20 protein-coding genes are annotated in these 20,913 nt (G+C 68.2%); 6 read left to right on the plus strand and 14 right to left on the minus strand.

What is annotated here, in order from left to right:
• The first annotated feature begins 25 nt into the window (after positions 1 to 25).
• Positions 26 to 499: a nuclear transport factor 2 family protein gene (locus CEK29_RS01350; protein ID WP_094798408.1), complete on the plus strand. Its 474-nt coding sequence runs from the start codon at positions 26 to 28 to the stop codon at positions 497 to 499.
• Positions 500 to 619: 120 nt separating this feature from the next.
• On the opposite strand, the gene CEK29_RS01355 is transcribed toward CEK29_RS01350, so the two are convergent.
• The 12 genes from CEK29_RS01355 to CEK29_RS01410 all read right to left on the minus strand — a co-directional run bounded on the left by CEK29_RS01355 (position 620) and on the right by CEK29_RS01410 (position 13,080).
• Complete coding sequence (locus CEK29_RS01355) at positions 620 to 1,054, minus strand: DUF695 domain-containing protein (RefSeq protein WP_094798731.1); 435 nt, start codon at positions 1,052 to 1,054, stop codon at positions 620 to 622.
• Positions 1,055 to 1,190: 136 nt separating this feature from the next.
• Positions 1,191 to 2,195, minus strand: coding sequence for a 2,3,4,5-tetrahydropyridine-2,6-dicarboxylate N-succinyltransferase (gene dapD / locus CEK29_RS01360; RefSeq protein ID WP_094798409.1), 1,005 nt, complete (start codon positions 2,193 to 2,195; stop codon positions 1,191 to 1,193).
• A gap of 54 nt (positions 2,196 to 2,249) precedes the next feature.
• A complete protein-coding gene (locus CEK29_RS01365; protein WP_094798410.1) occupies positions 2,250 to 3,380 on the minus strand; it encodes a M20 family metallopeptidase in 1,131 nt (376 codons plus the stop codon).
• Positions 3,381 to 3,418: 38 nt separating this feature from the next.
• Positions 3,419 to 4,324, minus strand: coding sequence for an alpha/beta hydrolase (locus CEK29_RS01370; RefSeq protein ID WP_094798411.1), 906 nt, complete (start codon positions 4,322 to 4,324; stop codon positions 3,419 to 3,421).
• 2 nt (positions 4,325 to 4,326) lie between these two features.
• On the minus strand, positions 4,327 to 5,337 hold the full coding sequence (locus tag CEK29_RS01375; protein ID WP_094798412.1) for an ABC transporter ATP-binding protein: 1,011 nt from the start codon (positions 5,335 to 5,337) through the stop codon (positions 4,327 to 4,329).
• Positions 5,334 to 6,317: an ABC transporter ATP-binding protein gene (locus tag CEK29_RS01380; RefSeq protein ID WP_094798413.1), complete on the minus strand. Its 984-nt coding sequence runs from the start codon at positions 6,315 to 6,317 to the stop codon at positions 5,334 to 5,336. Before CEK29_RS01380 ends, CEK29_RS01375 begins: the two co-directional genes overlap by 4 nt.
• Positions 6,314 to 7,231: an ABC transporter permease gene (locus CEK29_RS01385; RefSeq protein ID WP_094798414.1), complete on the minus strand. Its 918-nt coding sequence runs from the start codon at positions 7,229 to 7,231 to the stop codon at positions 6,314 to 6,316. The genes CEK29_RS01380 and CEK29_RS01385 overlap by 4 nt, the downstream gene beginning before the upstream one ends.
• Positions 7,232 to 7,241: 10 nt before the next feature.
• Positions 7,242 to 8,219, minus strand: a complete 978-nt coding sequence (locus tag CEK29_RS01390) for an ABC transporter permease (RefSeq protein ID WP_094798415.1) — start codon at positions 8,217 to 8,219, stop codon at positions 7,242 to 7,244.
• Positions 8,220 to 8,300: 81 nt separating this feature from the next.
• Positions 8,301 to 9,272, minus strand: a complete 972-nt coding sequence (locus tag CEK29_RS01395) for a succinylglutamate desuccinylase/aspartoacylase domain-containing protein (RefSeq protein ID WP_094857145.1) — start codon at positions 9,270 to 9,272, stop codon at positions 8,301 to 8,303.
• A 124-nt stretch (positions 9,273 to 9,396) separates the two neighbouring features.
• Positions 9,397 to 11,028, minus strand: coding sequence for an ABC transporter substrate-binding protein (locus tag CEK29_RS01400; RefSeq protein ID WP_094857146.1), 1,632 nt, complete (start codon positions 11,026 to 11,028; stop codon positions 9,397 to 9,399).
• 764 nt (positions 11,029 to 11,792) lie between these two features.
• The gene (locus CEK29_RS01405; protein WP_094798418.1) at positions 11,793 to 12,026 is read right to left on the minus strand and encodes a hypothetical protein; all 234 of its coding nucleotides are present in this window, start codon (positions 12,024 to 12,026) and stop codon (positions 11,793 to 11,795) included.
• Positions 12,027 to 12,189: 163 nt separating this feature from the next.
• On the minus strand, positions 12,190 to 13,080 hold the full coding sequence (locus CEK29_RS01410; protein WP_094857147.1) for an NAD(P)H-hydrate dehydratase: 891 nt from the start codon (positions 13,078 to 13,080) through the stop codon (positions 12,190 to 12,192).
• Positions 13,081 to 13,191: 111 nt separating this feature from the next.
• Here CEK29_RS01410 and CEK29_RS01415 point away from each other — a divergent pair, with 111 nt between their 5' ends.
• Positions 13,192 to 14,067, plus strand: coding sequence for an enoyl-CoA hydratase/isomerase family protein (locus CEK29_RS01415; protein WP_094798420.1), 876 nt, complete (start codon positions 13,192 to 13,194; stop codon positions 14,065 to 14,067).
• A gap of 4 nt (positions 14,068 to 14,071) precedes the next feature.
• Here the strand turns inward: CEK29_RS01415 and CEK29_RS01420 are convergent, their stop codons facing one another.
• Together CEK29_RS01420 and CEK29_RS01425 are read right to left on the minus strand one after the other, a co-directional pair.
• On the minus strand, positions 14,072 to 14,821 hold the full coding sequence (locus CEK29_RS01420; protein ID WP_094857148.1) for an enoyl-CoA hydratase-related protein: 750 nt from the start codon (positions 14,819 to 14,821) through the stop codon (positions 14,072 to 14,074).
• The gene (locus tag CEK29_RS01425) at positions 14,818 to 15,810 is read right to left on the minus strand and encodes an NAD(P)H-dependent flavin oxidoreductase (protein WP_094857149.1); all 993 of its coding nucleotides are present in this window, start codon (positions 15,808 to 15,810) and stop codon (positions 14,818 to 14,820) included. The genes CEK29_RS01420 and CEK29_RS01425 overlap by 4 nt, the downstream gene beginning before the upstream one ends.
• 252 nt (positions 15,811 to 16,062) lie before the next feature.
• On the opposite strand from CEK29_RS01425, the gene CEK29_RS01430 reads away from it, so the two are divergent.
• The 4 genes from CEK29_RS01430 (at position 16,063) to CEK29_RS01445 (ending at position 20,786) form a co-directional block, all read left to right on the plus strand.
• Complete coding sequence (locus tag CEK29_RS01430) at positions 16,063 to 16,698, plus strand: TetR/AcrR family transcriptional regulator (RefSeq protein WP_094857150.1); 636 nt, start codon at positions 16,063 to 16,065, stop codon at positions 16,696 to 16,698.
• Positions 16,699 to 16,735: 37 nt separating this feature from the next.
• The gene (locus tag CEK29_RS01435) at positions 16,736 to 17,884 is read left to right on the plus strand and encodes an acyl-CoA dehydrogenase family protein (RefSeq protein ID WP_094798424.1); all 1,149 of its coding nucleotides are present in this window, start codon (positions 16,736 to 16,738) and stop codon (positions 17,882 to 17,884) included.
• 112 nt (positions 17,885 to 17,996) lie between these two features.
• Positions 17,997 to 19,226: a CaiB/BaiF CoA transferase family protein gene (locus CEK29_RS01440; RefSeq protein WP_094798425.1), complete on the plus strand. Its 1,230-nt coding sequence runs from the start codon at positions 17,997 to 17,999 to the stop codon at positions 19,224 to 19,226.
• 36 nt (positions 19,227 to 19,262) lie between these two features.
• Positions 19,263 to 20,786 (plus strand): 3-hydroxyacyl-CoA dehydrogenase, encoded by a 1,524-nt coding sequence (locus CEK29_RS01445; RefSeq protein WP_094857151.1) that lies wholly within the window; start codon positions 19,263 to 19,265, stop codon positions 20,784 to 20,786.
• The last annotated feature ends 127 nt before the right edge of the window (positions 20,787 to 20,913 follow it).

Consider the following 20,913-nt stretch of genomic DNA (forward strand, 5'->3'; position numbering starts at 1 on the left):
ACCCACCTTTTCAGGAGCACCCATCATGAAACCATCGATTCAATCGCTGTTGCTCGCGATGACCCTGGCCGCGCCGGCGGGCGCGGGCGCGTCCACCACCGAGCACGCCCGCGCCACGAAGAACGCGGCGCTGGTGGAGCAGGCCTTCGACAACTGGCAGCAAGGCAAGGGCAGCGTCTTCGACCTGTTGGCGGAAGATGTGCAATGGACCGTCGCCGGCAACAGCCCCGTGTCCGGTGTGTATCGGTCGCGCGAGCGCTTCCTCGCCGACGCCGTGCAGCCGATCACCGACCGCCTGGCGACGCCCATCACGCCGGACGTGAAGCAGATCGTCGCGCAGGGCGATCAGGTCGTGGTGATCTGGGATGGCGTGGCCACCGCCAAGAGCGGCGCGCGCTACGAAAACAGCTATGCCTGGCACATGACGCTGTCCGACGGGCGGATCACCAACGTCGACGCGTTTCTGGATACCTGGCGGCTGGTGCAGTTGATGGAGTAGCGCGGGGCGCCGCCGTCGGGCGCGGGCACCGGAGCCGCGTGCCCCGCCGCGCGCGGCGGCTTGGGACAGCGCCGGACCGTCGGCCGCGTCGATGCGCGGCGGTCGACGGCCCTGAGCGCGTCAGTGTTCCGTGTTCGGGAACAGCTCCGACAGGCCGGCCCAGTCCGGATCCTGGAACACGCGGATCTCGAGCGGGTATTCGGGATGGCCGGCGAGGCCGAGGTTGAAGCGCGACATGAAGGCGTCGACATCGCGCGCGTAGTAGCGCCATTCCTTCTTGCCGTTGCCGGTGATGCAGCCGGTCAGGTAGCCGACGTCCTGATCCTGAAGCGACTCGTCGATCGCGTCCTCGAACTGGATCGTCTGCTGGTTGTCCTCGTCCTGCGGCATGCCGACGTCGTTGGCGGTGTACGACCACGAGACGATGATGAGCTTGTCGAAGACGTGGCGGTCGGCCTCGTCGGGCAGCGCGGAGCGGCTGCGCACGATGAGCGGTTGACCGTCGAGCTGGCCTTCGGCCATGGACCAGTCGTCTTCCTTGAAAATATCGGGCATGAGGTAAAAATTCTCCAGAGGGGACAGCGTGGGGTCCATTCTACGAGACGCGCGCGACACGCCGCGCCACGTCCCTGCTCGGGCCGGACGCGATTGCGCCGTCAGTGCATGCCCCGCGCCGCGAGCGCCGCCCCGCTCAATGCCCCGCGTGCAGATCCGGATTGAGCGTGCCCCAGGCGGCAGTGCGCACGATGGCCTCCACCACGCCGGTCTGGGAGTTGCGCCGGAACAGCAGGCCGTGCTGGCCCGACAGCGACACGGCCTTCACCACCATGCCTTCCGGCATGAGCACGCGGGTGCCGGCGGTGATGTAGGTGCCGGCCTCGACCACGCAGTCGTCGCCGAGCGCGATGCCGACGCCGGAGTTCGCACCCAGCAGGCAGCGTTTGCCGATCGAGACGATCTGCTTGCCGCCGCCCGACATGGTGCCCATGATCGAGGCGCCGCCGCCGATGTCGCTGCCGTCGTCGACCACCACGCCCGCGCTGATGCGGCCTTCGACCATCGAGGCGCCCAGCGTGCCGGCATTGAAGTTGCAGAAGCCTTCGTGCAGCACGGTGGTGCCGGGCGAGAGATAGGCGCCCAGCCGCACACGGCCCGCGTCGGCGATGCGCACGCCCGGCGGGACCACGTAATCGGTGAGGCGCGGGATCTTGTCGATGCCGTAGATGTCGAGCATCTGGCGCGCGCCGCGCAGATGCCAGCGCAGCGCGTCGACCTGTTCCACCTTGCAGGGGCCGGCCGATGTCCAGGCCGCGTTGTTCAGCACCGCGAAGAGCCCATCGAGGTTGAGCTCATGCGGACGCAACAGACGATGGCTCAGCAGATGCAGACGCAGATACACATCATGCGGGTCGCGCGGCGGCTCGGCGCAATTCGCGATGTGGGTGCGGACGGCCACCACGTCGACATCGCGGCGCGCGTCCGGGCCCAGCGCGGCCAGGGCCGCCTCGCCGAGTTCGGCGCGCGCTTCGTTGTCGTGCAGGCGGGTGGTGGCGGACAGGCCCGCCGCCTCGTCGAGCAGGCGCGGGGCGGGATACCAGGTGTCGAGCACCGTGCCGTCGCGTGCGATCGTGGCGATGCCGCAGGCGACGGCGCCGACGGCGCGCGGTTCGGGGCGGGGATGGGCGGGGGCGCTCATGGCGGGCTCCGGCAAGAAAAAAGGGCATGGCCTGCGCCATGCCCCGGGTGGCGTTTACGCCAGGTCGCGCAACAGCAGGTGCCAGAAGCGCGCGCGCATTTCCAGCGTCGACACGAGGATGTATTCGTTGAGCGTGTGGGCGCCGTCGCCGTCCGCACCCAGGCCGTCCAGCGTGGGCACGCCGAGCGCCGAGGTGAAGTTGGCGTCGCTGCCGCCGCCCGTCATGGGTGCGTCTTCGAGCGGGAAGCCGGCTTCGGCCGCGTAGCCCTGCACCAGCGCCAGCAACGCGGCCGACTCGGGCGTCTTTTCCATGGGCGGGCGGTTCAGTTCGACATCGATGTCGAGTTCCACGTCCGGGCCCACGGCGCACAGCTCGCGCATGCGGCGCAGCACGTCCTGCGCGGCGCCCATGTCGGGCACGCGGAAGTCGACCACGCAGCGGCACAGCGCCGGCACGGTGTTGGTGGTGGTGCCACCGGCGATCGTGCCCACGCTGACCGTGACGCCGCGGTCGTAGTCGGTCATGGCTTCCAGCGCCAGCACCTGATGCGCCATTTCGCGAATCGCGCTGCGGCCCTTCTCGTGCTGCATGCCGGCGTGCGCCGGGCGGCCCTTCACGCCCAGGCGCAGCATGCCGGTGCCCTTGCGGGCGGTCACGCACTTGCCGCCGTTGGGGCGCGCGGGCTCGCACACCAGCCCGTACTTGGCCTGCTTGGCGTAGTGCTCGATGTACTCGCGCGACGCATGGCTGCCGGTTTCTTCGTCGGGCACCATCAGGAAATCGATCGGCAGGCGGGTGCCGTCCTTGCCGGCCAGGCCCGTCATGCCGGCGAGCGCGAGCACGATGCCCGACTTCATGTCGTAGGTGCCCGGGCCGTACAGGCGGTCGCCGTCGATGCGCACCGGATTGTCGTTGAGCGTGCCCACCGGATGCACGGTGTCCAGGTGACCCAGGATCAGGATGCCGGGACGCGTGTCGCCCGGCTCGCGGGTCGTGGCGATCACCATCGGGCCGGCCTGTTCACCGAGCGGCTTGACCTCCACCCGCATGCCCACGGCACGCGCCTTCTCGGCGGCCAGGTGGGCCATGGCGGCGACGCGTTCGGGCATGTGCGAAGGCGATTCGCACTGGACCCAGGTGATGATGTCGGAGACGAGCTGATCGGTGTTCGGAAGCGAGGACATGGTGTGCGATGCTCAGGGTAAGTAAAGGGATGCGTGAATCAGGCGACCTTCTGGCCGGCCAGCTGGGCCAGCGTGGCGGCGTCGGGCAAAGACCCGTCGAACCACAGGCTGGCGGCCACGGCCGACATGGCGCGACCATCGTGGCCGATACCGGGCACGGTCACGAGCTGCCAGTTGAACGGCACGCCGCGGCGCTCGGCTTCGCGCTTGCCGGCCTCGAAGTAGTTCTGGGCGCGGGCGTAGCGGTGCGGGCCCTGGCGCAGGGCTTCCGGTTCGCTCGGCAGGTGCGGGTCGGTGGTGTCGATGTCCTGGTCGCCCGCCAGAATGGTCATGGGATAGGCCAGCAGGCGCTCCACATGGGCGTCGGTCAGGCCGACCTTGCCCATGCCTTCGGGATAGGGCAGGTCGAGCGTGGGCAGCGTGTACCAGCCGGGGTTGCCGGCGGTCACGGCGGCGAAGGGCTCGTGCGACTGGCTGCTCATCAGACGGTGCACGAATTGCCCGCCGGCCGAATGGCCGAACAGATACACGGGCTTGGCCAGCGACACTTCAGAGGCGCGCAGATCGTTCAGCACGCGTCCCACCAGGGCATAGGTCCAGCCGTCGATGTGGCGCGGGTTGCCCGAGGGCGTGAAGACGCGGCCGTTGTTGTAGCTTTCGACGCCGGGCCAGATCTCGTCGGAGAAGGTCAGGGCGATGATCAGCAGACGGTGCTTGTCGGCGGCGGGAATCCAGAAATCGCGGTATTCGTCGCCGTTGCGCAGCACGCCGTGCTGCACGATCACCACCGGATCCTCGGGCTGGTAGCCGTAGGGCATGTAGGTGTTGAGCGTGAACGGACGATCGGCGTTGCGGTCTTCGTCGATGTACGGAAAGCTGTTGCGACCCGCATGGCCCAGTTCGATGGCGATGCGTTCGGCGTTGGTGAGTTCGACAGGCTTCATGATCAGGCGGGGGCGTCGTTGAGGTGACAGGCCGAAATATGGCCAGAAGCAATGGTCTTGAGTTCGGGTACTTCTTCGCGGCAGCGCGGCATCGCATGCGGGCAGCGCGGATGGAAGGTGCAGCCCGAGGGCGGGTTCAGCGGCGACGGGATTTCGCCCTTGATCGGCGTGAACTGCCGGCCGCGTCGCTCCACATCGGGCACTTCGGCCATCAGGGCCTGGGTGTACGGATGATTGGGCCGCGCGAAGATCTCGGTGGCGCTGGCCTGTTCGACGATGCGGCCGAGATACATGATGGCCACGCGATCCGAGATGTGGCGCACCACGCCCAGATCGTGGCTGATGAACAGATAGGTGAAGCCGTGCTGCTCGCGCAGGTCCATGAACAGGTTGATGACCTGCGCCTGGATCGACACGTCGAGCGCGGCGACGGGCTCGTCGCACACCAGGAACTTCGGCGCGACCATCAGCGCGCGGGCGATGCCGATGCGCTGGCGCTGGCCGCCCGAGATCTGATGCGGGAAGCGATCGCGGTATTCGCGGTCCAGGCCCACTTCGGCAAGCGCGCGATCGACGCGCGCCCCGATCTCGGCCTTGGGCGCGAGCTTGTGCACCTTGAGCGACTCGCCCAGGATCTGACGCAGGCGCTGCCGCGGATTGAGCGAGGCCTGCGGATCCTGGAAGATCATCTGCACGCCCAGCGTGTAGGCGAGCTTGTCGGCGCCGCGCAGGCTGTCGACCGGGCGGCCCTGGTACAGCAGCTCGCCCTCGGTCTGGTGATGCAGGCCGGCCACGACGCGGCCCAGCGTCGATTTGCCGCAGCCGGATTCACCGACCAGGCCCACGACTTCGCCGCGCGCGAGCGAGAGCGACACGCCGTTGACCGCGTGCACGGTGCGCTTGTCGATCGGCTTGCCGGCCAGCGCCAGAATGCGCTGCGCCACGTCGGGACGATTCTCGAAGCGCTTGTGGACGTTGCGCAGTTCGATGACGGGAGTTTCAGCTTGGGTCATGCGGATACGGTCTCGCTGGCGATGGGCACGTAGCAGCGATAGCTGCGCGCGCCTTCGGTGGTCACGGCCGGCGCCTTCTCGGTACAGCGCGGGATCACATTGGGGCAGCGCGGCCGGAACGCACAGCCCGAGGGGCGCGCGGACAGGCTGGGCGCCATGCCGTTGATCTGATGCAGGCGCTCACCGGGCAGGGAGCGGGCGGGCATCGAATCGAGCAGGCCGCGCGTGTAGGGATGGCGCGGGCTGGTGAGGATCTGTTCGACCGGGCCCACCTCGACGATGCGCCCGGCATACATCACGGCCACGCGGTCGGCGAGCTCGGCCACCACGCCCAGATCATGGGTGATCCAGATCAGCGCGGTGTTGTGCTCGCGACAGATGTTCTGCATGCGATACAGAATCTGCCCCTGGATCGTCACGTCGAGCGCGGTGGTGGGCTCGTCGCAGATGATGAGGTCGGGGCGGTTGAGCATCGCGATCGCGATGGCCACGCGCTGGCGCATGCCGCCCGAAAACTCATGCGGAAAACTGTGCAGGCGCTTTTCGGGCGAGGGGATGCCGACCATCTCCAGCGCCTCGCGGCAGCGCTCGAGTGCGTCCGCCTTCGAGACCTTGGCATGGGTCTGGATCGCCTCGATCATCTGCTCGCTGATCCGCAGCACGGGGTTCAGCGTCATCAGCGGATCCTGGAAGATCATCGAGATGCGATCGCCGCGCAGCTGGCGCATGCGCTCTTCGCTCGCGCCGCGCAGGTCTTCACCCTTGAATCGAATCTCGCCTTCGACCACTTCGCCCGGCGGGTCGATCAGGCCCAGCAACGAAAAGCCGGTGACCGACTTGCCCGAGCCGGATTCGCCGACCAGGCCCACGATCTCGCCGCGGCGCACGGTCAGGTCCACGCCATCGACGGCCGGCCAGGCGCCGGCTTCGGTATGAAATGCGGTGCGCAGGCCGCGCACGTCCAGAAGAATGTCGCTCATGCTCGTCGCGGATCCAGGGCTTCGCGCAGGCGGTCGCCCACGATGTTGATGGTGAGGATGAGGAGCAGCAGCGCCAGACCCGGGAACATGCTGATCCAGTAATCGCCCGAGAGCAGGTACTGGAAGCCGTTGGCGATCAACAGGCCGAGCGACGGCTCGGTGATGGGCACGCCCACGCCCAGGAACGACAGCGTGGCTTCGAGCGCGATGGCGGTGGCGATCTGGATGGTGGCGAACACCATGACCGGGCCCATGCAGTTGGGCAGCAGATGCACCAGCATCACGCGCCAGGCCGGGTAACCGAGGTTGGCGGCGGCCTCCACATATTCCTTGCGGCGTTCCTGCAGCGCGCGGCCGCGCATGATGCGCGCGTAATGCGCCCATTGCACGACCACCAGCGCCAGAATCACCTTGTCGACGCCGCGGCCCATCATGGCCAGCAGCACCAGCGCCACCAGGATGGTCGGGAAGCCGAGGATGAAGTCGACCAGACGCATCAGGATGGCATCGACCACGCCGCCGACGTAGGCGGCCAGCAGGCCCACCAGGCTGCCGATGGCGGTGGCGAGCACCACGGCCGACAGACCCACCATGAGGCTGATGCGCAGGCCATACAGAATCGCGCTCAGCATGTCGCGGCCCTGGTCATCGGTGCCGAGCCAGTAGAAGCCGCCGTCCATCATGGGCGAGCGGGGCGGCAGGCGGCCGTCGAGCAGGTTGAGGTTGGCGAGGTCGTACGGATTCTGCGGCGCGAAGTACGGCGCCACCATCACGAAGACGATGAGAACCAGCAGGGCCAGCACCGAGCCGCGCACCGTCGGGCGCGCGTGCAGCTTCTTGAGGATCTGGGCGCGCCGCGGCGTCTGCTCCAGCGGCGGCATGGTCCGGGTGCGACCGGGATTGGAATTGGACATGTCGATGGCCTTAATGAGCGGGGGCGACGAGTTGCACGCGCGGATCGAGCGCCGCGTACAGGATGTCGACGATCAGGTTGATCACCACGAAGATCAGCGTGACCAGCATCACGTAGGCCACCACCACCGGGCGGTCGAGCTGGTAGACGCTGTCGATGAGCAGCTTGCCCATGCCGGGCCAGGCGAACACGGTTTCGGTGATGGTCGAGTAGGCGATGAGCGTGCCGAACTCCATGCCGATCACGGTGACCACGGGGATCAGGATGTTGCGCAGGATGTGGCGGCGCACGATGCGGCCCGGCTTGATGCCCTTGGCCCGCGCGAACTTCACGTAGTCCTGCGACTGCGCCTCGGCCACGCCGGTGGCCGTCATGCGCAGCACCAGCGCGATGTTGGCGAGCGCCAGGTTCACCGCGGGCATCATCACATGCGACCAGCCGTCGAGCGTGAAGATCGACAGCGGCACGCCCAGCACGGTCACGGTGTCGCCGCGGCCCGACGAGGGCAGCCAGCCGAGCCACACCGAGAACATCAGGATGAGCATCATGCCCTGCCAGAAGTTCGGCAGCGAGAAGCCCAGGATCGAGGTGCCCATGATGCCGCGCCCGAGCGGACGGTCGCGGTGCAGGCCGGCCACCAGACCCAGCGGGATGCCGATCACACAGGTGAGCGTGATCGCCACCACCACCAGCTCGAACGTCGCGGGGATGCGTTGCACGATCAGCTGGATGGCGGGGATGCCGTGGACGAACGACGTGCCCAGATCGCCATGCAGCGCGCGCCACAGGAAGCCGGTGTACTGCTGCCACACCGGCAGGTCCAGGCCGAGGCGCGCGATCATGGCCTGGCGCGCTTCTTCGCTGGCTTCGGGGCTGACGAGCAGCTCGATCGGATCGCCCACGGCATACACCGCGAGAAAGACCACCAGCGATACCGCCAGCAGCACGAACAGGCTTTGAATCAGCCTGCGCAAGATAAACAAGGCCACGTTATGGATTCCTAGGTGGTCTCAAAAAGGCGCCGGCTCGCGAGCCGGACACCACGAATGCAGTGCGTGCGCATGACGGGCTCAGGCGATTTCCTGGGCCAGGCGCACCACGGTCACGCCGGGGCGCAGATTGGTGAGCGACGGCATGATCAGCACGCAGCGGTCATAGGGAGTGACGACCGGCTCGCCCTCGGACCAGCCGATCACGGTGCCGGCCTGCTCCAGGCATTCCAGGCCCTTCCAGGGCTGGGCGAAGCGGAAGTCGGGGCTGCGCGCCGCGATGGCGTGCGTCACGCGCAGCGCCTGCTGGCGCGGGGCGTCGGGTTGCAGCCAGCCGGCCGGGATATCGGCGGCATCGACGCAACCCGAGGCGGGCAGGAAGCGCGCGAGTTGATCCAGCGCCACGCCGTGCGCGGCCGGGTCGCCATGAAAACCGCATTCGATCAGCAGCGACCGCGTTTGCGGATCGCCGTCGACCGCGAAGCGGCCATGGTCGCGCAGCCGCACGCCCGCGGCGTGGCCGGCATCCGCCACGATGTACGCGGGGTTGCCCAGGGCCAGGGCGAGCTCGATGTTGCGCGGCGCCAGACCCGTGAGCTGCAGCGGCACGTCGGCATTGCTCATCGAATGAAAGTCGAGCAGCCAGTCGGCCTGGGCCACCCAGGGCGCGAGCGCGCGGGCGCGCTGCACATCGGGGGTGGCGGAGTCGTCCGCCAGGCGGGCCTCGCTCCACACGCGGTTCATGTCTTCTTCGACGAAGCGCGAGCCCGCGTATTTTTCCGGGTCGAAACGATCGAAGGCGGCGAGATTACAGAAAGCCAGGGTGAGCTTGCCGCGGCGCGGACGCAGTCCGGCGGCGAGCAAATCTTTCAGGGCCCAGGCGCCGCACAGTTCGTTGCCGTGCACCAGGGCGGTGAGCAGGACGTGGCGGCCGGGCACGCCCGAATCGAAGTGCCACACGCCTTCGGTCCCGGTGTTGCCGGCGCGTTCGAGACGCAAATCCGGACAGGGAAGCAGGAAGGGGCGAGGCGTGGGGGACTGAGCGGCAGACATGAAAACTCCGGCAAGGCCCGGCGATTGTATCGGGGATACAGAATCGACGTTCCAAAAGGCAAGGGCGCCGCCTCGGCGGCGGCGCCCTTCGCGCGGGTAGCGCGAGGCCACCCGGTGATGCTGATTACTTCTTGTCGGCCGGCTTGACCGACATGGCCAGCGTGTACTGATCGCGGCGGCCTTCGTACACCAGACCCTTCTTGAAGGCCCAGATGGTGCTCTCGAAGTGCAGCGGGATCAGCGGCACGTTGTCCAGCGCGATCTGCGTGGCCTGCTGCAGCAGCTTCTCACGCTTCGCGGGGTCCACGGTCACGATGGCCTGCTGGTAGACCTTGTCGAAGTCGGCGTTGCTGAAGCCGCCGTAGTTGCTGGTGCCCAGGCCCTTGGGCGAGTCGAGCGAGGCGACCCACAGCTGGAACAGACCCGAGGCTTCGCCCACTTCCGACGGCCAGCCACCCATGGAGAAGCTGAACTCGCGCTTGGCGCGCTTGGGGAAGTAGATCGAGGCCGTCATGGCGTCGACGTTGGCCTTGATGCCCACGCGCGACAGGTACTGTGCCACGGCCTGCGCCACCTGGCCGTCGTTGATGTAACGGTCGTTGGTGGTGGAGATCGTCAGCTCGAAGCCGTTGGGATAGCCGGCTTCGGCCAGCAGCTTCTTCGCGCCTTCCGGATCGAACTTGAGCTCGGGGGCGTTGGGCAGGCCGCCGAACATGCCGTCAGGCATATATTGGTTGGCCTGGGTGGCGACGCCGTCCATGATGCGGGCCACGATGGTCTTGCGATCGATGGCCATCGAGATGGCCTTGCGCACGCGCAGATCCTGCAGCGGATTCTTGCCGTCGGCCGCCTTCACGAAGGGGCTCGGCACGCGCGCCACGTCGGGCTGGAAGAAAACCAGACGGGTGGAGGGCGTGGCGACATAGGCGAACTGCGCGTTGCCCTTGATGCGGGGCAGGTCGCGCGCGGCCGGGTTTTCGACCACGTCGAAGTCACCCGAGAGCAGGCCGGTCAGGCGCGGGCCGGCGTTGGGCACGGGCACGAAGCGCACGTCCTTCCAGGCCGGCTTTTCGCCCCAGTAGTTGTCGTTGCGGGTCAGCTCGATGCCGGTGCCCTTGACGTACGACTTCAGCAGGTACGGGCCGGTGCCGATGGCGTCCTTGCCGTTGTTGAAGTCGGCCACGGTGGGCCACTTGCCGGTCACGCCGCAACCTTGTTTCGGGTCGAAGTGCAGCTTGCCGTGTTCGACGATGCCGTTCCAGATGATGGGCAGGCTGCGGGCGAACTCGGCCGGCAGCAGCGGCAGCGGCTCGGCCGTCTTGATGATCACGGTGTGGGCATCCGGCGTTTGCACGTCGACGATGCGCTTGGTCGTGTCCATGTACGACTGCGAGATGTTGGTCTCGTTGTTCAGCGTGCGGCAGATCGTGAACAGCACGTCTTCGGACGTGAACGGCTTGCCGTTCGAGAACTTCACGTCGTCGCGCAGCTTGAATTCCCAGGTCAGGTCGTCCAGCGTCTTCCACGACGTGGCCAGCGAGGGCTTGAGCTTCATGTCGGGATCGCGGCCCACCAGCGAATCGTAGACGTGCGCCGCGAAGGCGTCGTTCTGCGTCATCTTGTGATAGTGGGGATCGGCCGAGGTCGGCTCGGACGAGAGGGCGATCTTGATCGACTGAGCCAGCGCCGGGCCGGCGGGCACGGTGGCGATGCCGACGCCCGCGGCCAGCAGGGCCAGGGTGGTGCGCAACTTCATGGGGACACTCCGGGTATACGAGCCCGGGATTATCAATACCCCGTTTACGCATTGTCAACGGAGGACACGTCACTCATACATTTCCCTGTGGCCGCTCTCATAGGAGAGAATCGGGGCCATATCAGGGGAATCCCCGAGAGCCGGAGGTGAAATCGGTGACATAAGGGGAGGGCGGCATGAGGCCGCGGGGGAGGGAGGGGCGTCGCACCCGGCGTGAGCCGGGCGCGTCGCAGGCGGCGCCGAAAAGAGAGGAGAGGGCGGCGCCGCTACCAGCCGGGTGAGGTGTGTTGCGGCAGACCTGGCTGCGGCTGGGTACCACCCCCGAGGCGTCGCGCGAACGTGCGGCGCGGGCGGCCTCGGGGTCTTGCTTCTACTGCGACGGCGGCGCGTTGCGCGCGGCCTCTACGACAGACGACGTCTTGCTGCTCAACAACCGCGGGTACGGCTACGTCAACTTGCTCGGACTGCAGACTACAACTGCGGGAACTGCGGACTACAACTGCGGTGCTGCCACTTCAACTGCGGTGCTGCCACTTCAACTGCTGGGACTGCCAACTACAACTGCGGTACTGCCACTTCAACTGCGGGAACTGCCAACTGCAACTGCTGAGCCGCCACTCAAACGGCTCGGGCACTGCCACTCAACGTCTTTCACGCGCCGCCGGAGAGGTGCGACGCGTGAGGCGGCCCGCGGATGCTGCTTGCGGTGGCCGCCGTACTGCTCCCGCCGGGGCGGGTACTGCCTGGAAATCAGATCCAGCGAATTACCACTGCGAACCGCTGTAGTGGGCGCTTTGGGCGCGAGCACGATTCATCGAATCGTTGACTTCGGCCACGAAATCGGAGAACTGAGCGATAACGCGCGAAATCTTGCTGCCGGCGGTCTTCAGAGCGGCAACAGGGTGGGCATTGGGCTGCGATTCCATGGCGCCGCGAAGCAGGTCGCGCTCGAGGGAATCGGTCAGGCGGGCATTTTGGTTCAGGCTAAGGTCGGTCATGGTGTGCTCCAGTGATGTGTCGTCTCGGTAGAAACCATTATAGGGATTACCCTAGGACCATAGCAACAAGATTCTAGGGTTTTCCCTAGGAATGTTGTAAATACCCATTTCTCCCTATGAGCGGGGGCGAAAAAAAGCCCGGATGACCGGGCTTTGGGGGGCTTCAGTGGCCGTTTCTGATGGCTCGCGCGGCGTCGGCGAGTTCGCCGGCCGTCAGGCCGATCGGCCCGATGCCTGCCGCGGCCAGCGCGTCGGCCGCCGCCCCGTGCAGCCAGACCGCCGCAGGGACCGCGATCTCGGGCGGCATGCGCTGGGCCAGCAGCGCGCCCAGCATCCCGGCCAGCACATCGCCGGTGCCGGCCGTGGCCAGGCCGGGGTTGCCGGTGGGATTGATCCGGCACGTGGTGCCACCGGGGGCGCAGATGAGGGTGCCGGCACCCTTGAGCACGATCCAGGCCGGGTAACGGGCGGCGAGGGCGATGGCGGCGGCGGGCCGGTCGGCCTGCACCTCGTGCGTCTCGCAGCCCAGCAGGCGGGCCGCCTCGGCGGGATGCGGCGTCAGCACCACCGGCCCCGCGCCCCAGTCCGGCGCCAGCCCGCCACGGGCCAGCCCACGATGGGCCAGCAAATTCAACGCATCGGCGTCCAGGACGAGCGGGGCGTCGCCGCGCTGGGCGAACAGGCGCGCGAGGATCTGTTCGGCGGCGGGGCTCTGGCCGATGCCGCAGCCGGCCGTCCAGGCGGAGATCGGCACGGCCCCCGTCAGCAGATCCTCGGCCGTGCGCAGCATCAGCTCGGGCTGCAGCGGATCGCAGGGCCAGGGCAGCGCTTCGTCGAGCAGACCGATCAAGACCTTGCCCGCGCCCAGGCGCAGGGCGGCGCGTCCCGCCAGCAACGCTGCCCCGGCCATGCCGGGCGCGCCGCCGACGATGGCGAGCGTGCCATACGTGCCCTTGTGGCCCGCCGGATCGCGCGCCGCGAACAGTTCGGGGAAATCGGCGCGGCCGAGCGGCCGGGGCGGTTCGGGGGGCGTGGACGTCGGTGTCTGCGGCATGGGCGGTAAGCGGGGCGGGTCGGGTGCTATCCACTATAGTGCCCAAAAAACACCGCGGCCCGCCGGCCGCTTCATCGTGCGGGACGACTGCCGTCCCGCTGGAGAGACGCGATGTCAGAGAATCACCCCGCTTCGTCCGCCGCCGAGGGCGACCTCAGCCCCGAGGGCGACCTCAGCCATTACGCCCGCTATCAGGCGCTCAAGTTCCGCCGTCACCCGCACGGGGTGCTCGAGCTCATCATGGGCGCCAAGGATGCGTCGGGCAAGCTGTCCACGGCCGATCACCGCATGCATCGCGAGCTGGCCGATGTCTGGCGCGATATCGACACCGATGCGCAGACGCGCGCCGTGGTCATCCGGGGCGAGGGCAAGGGCTTCTCGGGCGGGGGCGACCTCGGCCTGGTGCAGGAGATGGCCGACGACTTCGACGTGCGGGCACGGGTGTGGCGCGAGGCGCGCGACCTGGTCTACAACGTGATCAACTGCGGCAAGCCGGTGGTCTCGGCCATGCACGGCGCGGCCGTGGGCGCCGGCCTCGTGGCGGGTCTGCTCGCCGACATCTCGATCGCCACGCCCGACGCGCGCATCATCGATGGCCATACCCGCCTGGGCGTGGCCGCCGGCGATCATGCCGCCATCGTGTGGCCGCTGCTGTGCGGCATGGCCAAGGCCAAGTACTACCTGCTTTTGTGCGAGACGGTCAGCGGCGCCGAGGCCGAACGCATCGGCCTGGTCTCGCTGTGCGTCGAAGAAGAGCAGCTGCTGCCGCGCGCGTTCGAGATCGCGACCCGTCTTGCGACCGGGTCGCAGACGGCGATCCGCTGGACCAAATACGCGTTGAACAATTGGCTGCGTCAGGCGGGCCCCACGTTCGACACCTCGCTCGCCCTCGAATTCATGGGCTTCGCCGGTCCGGACGTGCGCGAGGGCGTGAAGTCGCTGCGGGAGAAGCGTCCGCCCGCCTTCGATACCGACGCGCCTTTTTGAGCGATCAGCCTTTGCGCGCCGCGAAGAAGCGCGCGAAGGCGGCCTGCGCCTCGTCGCTGCGCAGGCGGGCGCGAAACTGCTTCGCCTCTTCGTCGAGCGTGGCGTGCAGCTGGGGGCGCAGCGCGCGCTTGAGCAGCGCCTTCGACACACGCAGCGCCTCGTGCGGCTGCGCGGCCAGCAGTTGCGCGGTTTCGCGGGCGCGAGCCAGCGCGCCGCCCGCCGGCACCACGGCGTTGGCCAGCCCGTGTTCGTGCGCCGCCTGCGCGCCGAACTTCTCGCCCAGCAGCAGCCACTCGGTGGCCTGGCGCACGCCCGCGATCTGCGGCAGCAGCAGGCTGGAGCCGCCCTCGGGGCACAGGCCCAGCGCGGCGAACGGCAGCCGCAACACGGCGCCCTCGGCCACATAGACGAAATCGCAGTGCTGCAGCAGCGTGACCCCCACGCCGACCGCGTTGCCCTCGACCGCCGCGATGACCGGCGTGTCGAGGTCGATCAGCGCGCGCAGGAATCGCAGCGCCGGGCTGTCGCCCTCGGGCCGGTCGGCCTGGAAGTCGCGCAGATCGTTGCCGGCCGTGAAGTGGCCTCCCGCGCCGGTCAGGATCACGGCTGCGACGCCGGGGTCGGCCGCCGCATCCGTCAGACCCTGCGTGAGGGCATCGTAAGCGGCGCGATCGAGCGCATTGCGGGCCTCGGGCCGGTTGATGGTGAGGGTCAGGATGGCGCCGTCGCGCGCCTGCAGGACCGGCGCGCTCATGCGAACGTGCGCGCGGCGAGGGTCGCGCGGGCGGCGTCGAATTCGCGGCGCAGGTTCGCCACGATATCGGCCGCGGGCTCGACGCTGCCGATGCCGCCCACGCCCTGGCCGGCGCCCCAGATGTCCTTCCAGGGTTTGGCGCGGCCGCTGCCGAAATTCGATGCGCCGGGCTCGGGCTGCGGCAGATTGGCCGGATCGAGGCCGGCATTGACGATGCTGGCCTTCAGGTAGTTGCCCGGAATGCCCGTGAAAAACGGGGTGTAGAGAATGTCGGAGGCGCTGGCCTGCACGATGGCATTCTTGTAGTCGTCGGAGGCATTGGCCTCGGCGCTCGCGATGAAGCGCGTGCCCATGTAGGCGAAGTCGGCGCCCAGCGCGAGCGCGCCCAGCACGTCCGCGCCCGAGGTGATGGCGCCGGAGAGGATCAGCGGGCCGTCGTAGAAGCGCCGCACTTCGGACACCAGCGCAAAGGGGCTGAGCGTGCCCGCGTGCCCACCGGCGCCCGCGCACACGAGGATGAGCCCGTCGACGCCCGCTTCGAGCGCCTTCTCGGCGTGGCGCAGCGTGGTCACGTCGTGGAAGACCTTGCCCCCCCAGGCGTGGATGCCCGCAACCAGATCACCCGGCGCGCGCAGGCTGGTGATGATGAACGGCACCTTGTGGCGTGCGCATTCGGCCAGGTCGTGCTCGAGCCGGTCGTTGGACTGGTGGATGATCTGGTTGACCGCATACGGCGCCACCGTGGCGCCGGGATGGGCGGCGCGGTGCCCGGCCAGGCCTTCTTCGACTTCCGCCAGCCAATCGGCCAGCAGCGTCTGGGGGCGGGCGTTGAGCGCCGGGAACGAGCCCATGATGCCGCTCGTGCTCTGCGCGATCACGAGTTTGGGATTGGACACGATGAACATCGGTGACGCGATCACCGGCAGGCTCATGCGGCCATAGAGGTCGCTGACCAGGGCGTGAGGAACAGTCTCGGCGCGGGCATTCATGACGTTGCGGTACCTGTGCGTGATTGAGGGCTGCGGGGACATGCGCGGTCGCGGCGTGCGCGAGGCGCGCCTGCGTTCATCCAGAAAGCGTCGAAGAAAAATACCGTGCCTTCGACCGCTTGTCTGCGGAAAACAAGTCTGCCTATAATTACCTACCGGTCGTCCGGTAATTAACTCGATTATTTAACGGCAAGCCATCGCGGCCTGTCAATGCGGGCCTGCCATGGTGGGCCGGCGCCGCCCCATCCGCCCATGACCGCTGCTCCTCCCGCCGAAGCTCCCAAGCGCGCCCGCGCCGGCCGGCCGCCCACCCTGCCTGCCGCGCGCGAGCGCATCCTGGCCGAGGCCGCGCGTCTGTTCGCGCAGAGCGGCTACGAGAACAGCTCGATCGCGGATCTGGCGAGCGCCCTGGGCGTGTCCAAGGCCGCGATCTATCACTACTACCCGACCAAGCAGGACATCTACGACGCGATCATCCTCGAGGTGCTGGCGGGCCTGGGGGCCGCGGTCGACGCGGCGGTGGCCGAGGCGGGTGACGCCGATCCCGCCGGACAGCTGCGCGCCTTCATGCTGGCGCACGCCGGTTACTTCGAAAGCCACCACCCCGAGTTCGTGACGATGCTGGTGGGCTATTCCGGCATGGCCTTGCCCGAGCAGGCCGACGCGGCGCGCATGCGCGACACCTACGAGCAGCGCCTGCGCGCCATTCTCGAGGCCGGCGTGGCGCGCGGCGTGTTCCGTGCGCAGGAAGTGGCCGCCACCGGGCGCGCGGTGCTCTCGATGCTCAATTGGATGGTGCGCTGGTACAAGCCCGGCCAGCGCGACAGCGCGCGCACCATCGCACAAGGTTATTTCGATCTGTTGACCCGGGGTCTGATGGCCGCGTGACGCGCGCCTCGCCCGTACCCTCTGCAAAGGCAAGCTCATGGCTCTGGACCAAGAAACCCTCACCCTGCTGATCGACGCCGTGCGCCGCTTCGTGACCGAGCGCCTGGTGCCGGCCGAAGACGAACTCGCGAACTCGGGCGCCGTGCCCGAGGACATCGTGCGCGAGATGCGCGACCTGGGGCTGTTCGGCCTGTCGATCTCGCCCGACTACGGCGGTCTCGGCCTCACCATGGAAGAAGAAGTCCGCGTGGTGTTCGAGCTCGGCCAGACCTCGCCGGCGTTCCGCTCGCTCGCGGGCACCAACATCGGCATCGGCTCGCAATCGATCGTGCTGGCCGGCACCGATGCCCAGCGCGCGGAGTACCTGCCGCGGCTGGCGAGCGGCGAGCTGATCGGTTCGTTCGCGCTCACCGAGCCCGACGCCGGCTCCGACGCGATGTCGTTGCGCACCACGGCCCAGCGCGACGGCGACGACTACATCATCAACGGCACCAAGCGCTACATCACCAACGCACCCATCGCGGGCCTGTTCTCGGTGATGGCGCGCACGGCGCCCGAGCGTCGCGCCGATTCGATCTCTTGCTTCCTGGTGCCGGTGGGCACGCCCGGCATCACGCTGGGCAAGCCAGACAAGAAAATGGGGCAGGCCGGCGCGCTCACCTGCGACGTCGTGTTCGACAATTGCCGCGTGCCGGCCAGCGCGCTGCTCGGCGGGCAGGAAGGCACGGGTTTCCGCACGTCGATGCGGGTGCTCGACAAGGGGCGGCTGCACATCGCCGCGCTGTGCGTGGGCATCGCCGAACGCCTGCTGCGGGACGCCGTGCGCTACGCGCTCGAGCGCAAGCAGTTCGGCCAGCCGATCGCCGAGTTCCAGCTGGTGCAGGCCATGATCGCCGATAGCCAGGCCGAGCTGTACGCGGCGCGCTGCATGGTGCTGGACGCCGCGCGCCTGCGCGACCGCGGCGAGAACACCACCATGCAGGCCGCGTGCTGCAAGATGTACGCCACCGAGATGGTCGGCCGGGTGGCCGACCGCGCGGTGCAGATCCATGGGGGCGCCGGCTACATCTCCGAATACGCGGTCGAACGGTTCTATCGCGACGTGCGCCTGTTCCGCCTGTTCGAGGGCACGACGCAGATCCAGCAACTCGTGATCGCCCGCGAGGCGCTCAAAGCCTACGCCTGACCCGGCCGCCATGATGTGCGTTGGCTGCACATTCTCGTGCACAAAACGGAACACATCCCGGCGCCTCCGGGGCTAAGATGCCTGATTCTCGATGTCTACCGCACACCCGACCATGTCGCAACGTCCCGCTCCCCTGACTGGCATTCGCGTGCTCGACCTGACCCGCGTTCTCGCGGGGCCCTGGTGCACGCAAAACCTCGCCGACCTTGGCGCCGAGGTGATCAAGATCGAACGCCCGGGCGCGGGCGACGATACCCGGGCCTGGGGCCCGCCCTATCTCAAGAACGAGTCGGGCGAGAACACCTCCGAGGCCGCCTATTACCTCTCGGCCAACCGCAACAAGCTCTCGGTCGCGCTCGACATCGCATCCGAGCGCGGCGCGGCCCTGGTGCGCGAGCTCGCCTTGAAGTCCGACATCCTGGTCGAGAACTTCAAGGTCGGCGGGCTGCGCAAGTACGGCCTCGACTACGACAGCCTCAAGGAAGTGAACCCGCGCCTGATCTACTGCTCGATCACAGGGTTTGGCCAGACGGGGCCCTACGCCAGCCGTCCGGGCTATGACTTCATGATTCAGGGCATGGGCGGGCTGATGAGCATCACCGGCGAACGCGACGATCTGCCGGGCGGCGGTCCGCAGAAGGCCGGCGTGGCCGTGGCCGATCTCATGACCGGCATGTATTCCACGGTGGGCATCCTGGCCGCGCTGCACGAGCGCAACCGCAGCGGCCTGGGTCAGCATATCGACATGGCCCTGCTCGATTGCCAGGTCGCCATGCTGGCCAACCAGAACCTCAATTTCATGACCTCCGGCGTCGCGCCCAAGCGCGCCGGCAACGCCCACCAGAACCTCGTGCCCTATCAGGTCTTCGCGGCCGCCGATGGTCACCTGATCGTGGCGGTGGGCAACGACAGCCAGTTCCGCAACTATTGCCGCGTGATCGGCCTGCCCGAGCTGGCCGACGATCCGCGCTTCGCCATCAATCCGCAGCGCGTGCGCAATCGCGCCGAGCTGGTGCCGATTCTGGTCGAACGCATGGCCACCGGCGCGCGCGACACCTGGCTCATCGAGCTCGAGAAAGCCGGCGTGCCGGCCGGCCCGATCAATACGCTCGACCAGGTGTATGAAGATCCTCACGTGCTGGCGCGCCAGATGAAGCGCGAGCTGCCGCATCCGCTGGGCGGCACGGTGCCGGTGGCGGCCAGCCCGCTCAAGCTTTCCGGCAGCCCGGTGCAGTATCACCGTGCGCCGCCCGTGCTGGGCGAGCACACCCGCGAGGTGTTGAGCGGCATGCTGGGCCTGTCCGACGACGAGATCGACGCCCTGGCGCGCAACGCCGGCTGACCGCGACGGCATACCCATAAAACAGGAGTAGAGACGATGGCAGAGATTCAAACCGTGGGCGTGGTGGGCGCCGGCGCCATGGGCCGGGGCATCGCGCAGATCGCGGCGCAGGCCGGCATTACCGTGCGCCTGTACGACACCAGCGCGCAGGCCGTGGAGGCCGCGCGCACGGCGCTCGCAGATACCTGGGCCAAGCTTGCCGCCAAGGGCAAGCTCACGGCCGAGCAGGTCGAGGCCGCCCAGGCTCATGTCGTCGCGGCGGCCGACCTGAACGCGCTGGCCGATTGCCAGCTCGTGATCGAAGCCATCGTCGAGCGCCTCGATGTGAAGCGCGAGCTCTTCGGTCAGCTCGAAGGCATCGTCGCGCCCGATTGCATCCTGGCGTCCAACACCTCCTCGCTGTCGATCACCGCCATCGCGGCCGGCTGCAAGACGCCGCAACGCGTGGCGGGCTACCACTTCTTCAATCCGGTGGCGCTCATGAAGGTGGTCGAGGTGATCGACGGCCTGCGCACCGACCCCGCCGTCGGCGACGCGCTGATGGTGCTCGCGCGCCGTATGGGTCACACGCCGGTGCGCGCCAAGGATATGCCCGGCTTCATCGTGAATCACGCGGGCCGCGGCATGAACACCGAAGGCCTGCGCGTGGCGCAGGAGGGCGTGGCCTCGTTCGCTCAGGTGGATGCCATCATGCGCGAGCAGGCGGGCTTCCGGATGGGGCCCTTCGAGCTGCTCGATCTCACCGCGCTCGACGTCTCGCATCCGGTGATGGAATCGATCTATCGCCAGTTCTTCGACGAGCCGCGCTTCAAGCCCTCGCCCATCACCACCGTGCGGTTTGCCGGTGGCCTGATCGGCAAGAAGGCCGGCGAAGGCTTCTACGTCTATCGCGACGGCCAGAAGCAGGTGCCCGACGAGCCGCACGTGCCGGCCCTGCCGGCGGATCTGATCGTGTGGGTGAGCCCGGCGCATGCCGAGGGCCATGCCCGCGCCCGCGCGCAGCTGCAGGCCATGGGCGTGCGTCTGCAAGAGGGCGCCAAGCCCGGTGACGCCGCGCTGATCGTCGTCACGCCTTACGGTGAAGACGTCTCCACCTGCGTGGCGGAGCAGGGGCTCGATGGTGCGCGCACGGTCGGCATCGACACGCTGCACACCTTCGATCCGAACCGCCGCCGTACCGTGATGGTGTCGCCCGCGACGCTGCCGGCCTGGCGCGATGCCGCGCATGCCGTGTTCGCGCAGGACGGCGCGCCCGTGAGCGTGATCGACGACTCGCCGGGCTTCGTGGCCCAGCGTATCGTGGCCTGCATCGTGAACATCGCCGCCGACATCGCGCAGCAACGCATCGCCACCGCCGACGACATCGACCGTGCCGTCACGCTGGGTCTGGGCTATCCCAAGGGTCCGCTGGCCATGGGCGACGCCCTCGGCGCCGCGCGCATTCTGGAGATCCTGCGCAATGTGCAGCGCGTGACCGGCGATCCGCGCTATCGCCCCAGCCTGTGGCTGCAACGCCGCGTACAGCTTGGTCTTTCGTTGCTGACCGAACACGCGGCCTGAAGCCGGGTGAGCCCGGCTGGCCGATGCCGGCCGGACTGATAAACAAAACGCCAGGCGATGCCTGGCGTTTTGCATGGTGCGTCAGGGTCCGGGGCGATGCCGGCGGCCGACGCGCGTGCCCGCGGTG

It is taken from the genome of Bordetella genomosp. 5 (assembly GCF_002261475.1).
Lineage (GTDB): Bacteria > Pseudomonadota > Gammaproteobacteria > Burkholderiales > Burkholderiaceae_B > Bordetella.

What these genes read in the sequence shown, in the direction of transcription:
- CEK29_RS01425 (WP_094857149.1), bottom strand. Translation starts at nt 15,810, where the DNA reads ATGAATGCCCGCGCCGAGACTGTTCCTCACGCCCTGGTCAGCGACCTC.
- CEK29_RS01370 (WP_094798411.1), bottom strand. Translation starts at nt 4,324, where the DNA reads ATGAAGCCTGTCGAACTCACCAACGCCGAACGCATCGCCATCGAACTG.
- CEK29_RS01410 (WP_094857147.1), bottom strand. Translation starts at nt 13,080, where the DNA reads ATGCCGCAGACACCGACGTCCACGCCCCCCGAACCGCCCCGGCCGCTC.
- CEK29_RS01430 (WP_094857150.1), top strand. Translation starts at nt 16,063, where the DNA reads ATGACCGCTGCTCCTCCCGCCGAAGCTCCCAAGCGCGCCCGCGCCGGC.
- CEK29_RS01420 (WP_094857148.1), bottom strand. Translation starts at nt 14,821, where the DNA reads ATGAGCGCGCCGGTCCTGCAGGCGCGCGACGGCGCCATCCTGACCCTC.
- CEK29_RS01385 (WP_094798414.1), bottom strand. Translation starts at nt 7,231, where the DNA reads ATGTCCAATTCCAATCCCGGTCGCACCCGGACCATGCCGCCGCTGGAG.
- CEK29_RS01350 (WP_094798408.1), top strand. Translation starts at nt 26, where the DNA reads ATGAAACCATCGATTCAATCGCTGTTGCTCGCGATGACCCTGGCCGCG.
- dapD (WP_094798409.1), bottom strand. Translation starts at nt 2,195, where the DNA reads ATGAGCGCCCCCGCCCATCCCCGCCCCGAACCGCGCGCCGTCGGCGCC.
- CEK29_RS01395 (WP_094857145.1), bottom strand. Translation starts at nt 9,272, where the DNA reads ATGTCTGCCGCTCAGTCCCCCACGCCTCGCCCCTTCCTGCTTCCCTGT.
- CEK29_RS01415 (WP_094798420.1), top strand. Translation starts at nt 13,192, where the DNA reads ATGTCAGAGAATCACCCCGCTTCGTCCGCCGCCGAGGGCGACCTCAGC.
- CEK29_RS01365 (WP_094798410.1), bottom strand. Translation starts at nt 3,380, where the DNA reads ATGTCCTCGCTTCCGAACACCGATCAGCTCGTCTCCGACATCATCACC.
- CEK29_RS01380 (WP_094798413.1), bottom strand. Translation starts at nt 6,317, where the DNA reads ATGAGCGACATTCTTCTGGACGTGCGCGGCCTGCGCACCGCATTTCAT.
- CEK29_RS01355 (WP_094798731.1), bottom strand. Translation starts at nt 1,054, where the DNA reads ATGCCCGATATTTTCAAGGAAGACGACTGGTCCATGGCCGAAGGCCAG.
- CEK29_RS01435 (WP_094798424.1), top strand. Translation starts at nt 16,736, where the DNA reads ATGGCTCTGGACCAAGAAACCCTCACCCTGCTGATCGACGCCGTGCGC.
- CEK29_RS01400 (WP_094857146.1), bottom strand. Translation starts at nt 11,028, where the DNA reads ATGAAGTTGCGCACCACCCTGGCCCTGCTGGCCGCGGGCGTCGGCATC.
- CEK29_RS01405 (WP_094798418.1), bottom strand. Translation starts at nt 12,026, where the DNA reads ATGACCGACCTTAGCCTGAACCAAAATGCCCGCCTGACCGATTCCCTC.
- CEK29_RS01445 (WP_094857151.1), top strand. Translation starts at nt 19,263, where the DNA reads ATGGCAGAGATTCAAACCGTGGGCGTGGTGGGCGCCGGCGCCATGGGC.
- CEK29_RS01440 (WP_094798425.1), top strand. Translation starts at nt 17,997, where the DNA reads ATGTCGCAACGTCCCGCTCCCCTGACTGGCATTCGCGTGCTCGACCTG.
- CEK29_RS01375 (WP_094798412.1), bottom strand. Translation starts at nt 5,337, where the DNA reads ATGACCCAAGCTGAAACTCCCGTCATCGAACTGCGCAACGTCCACAAG.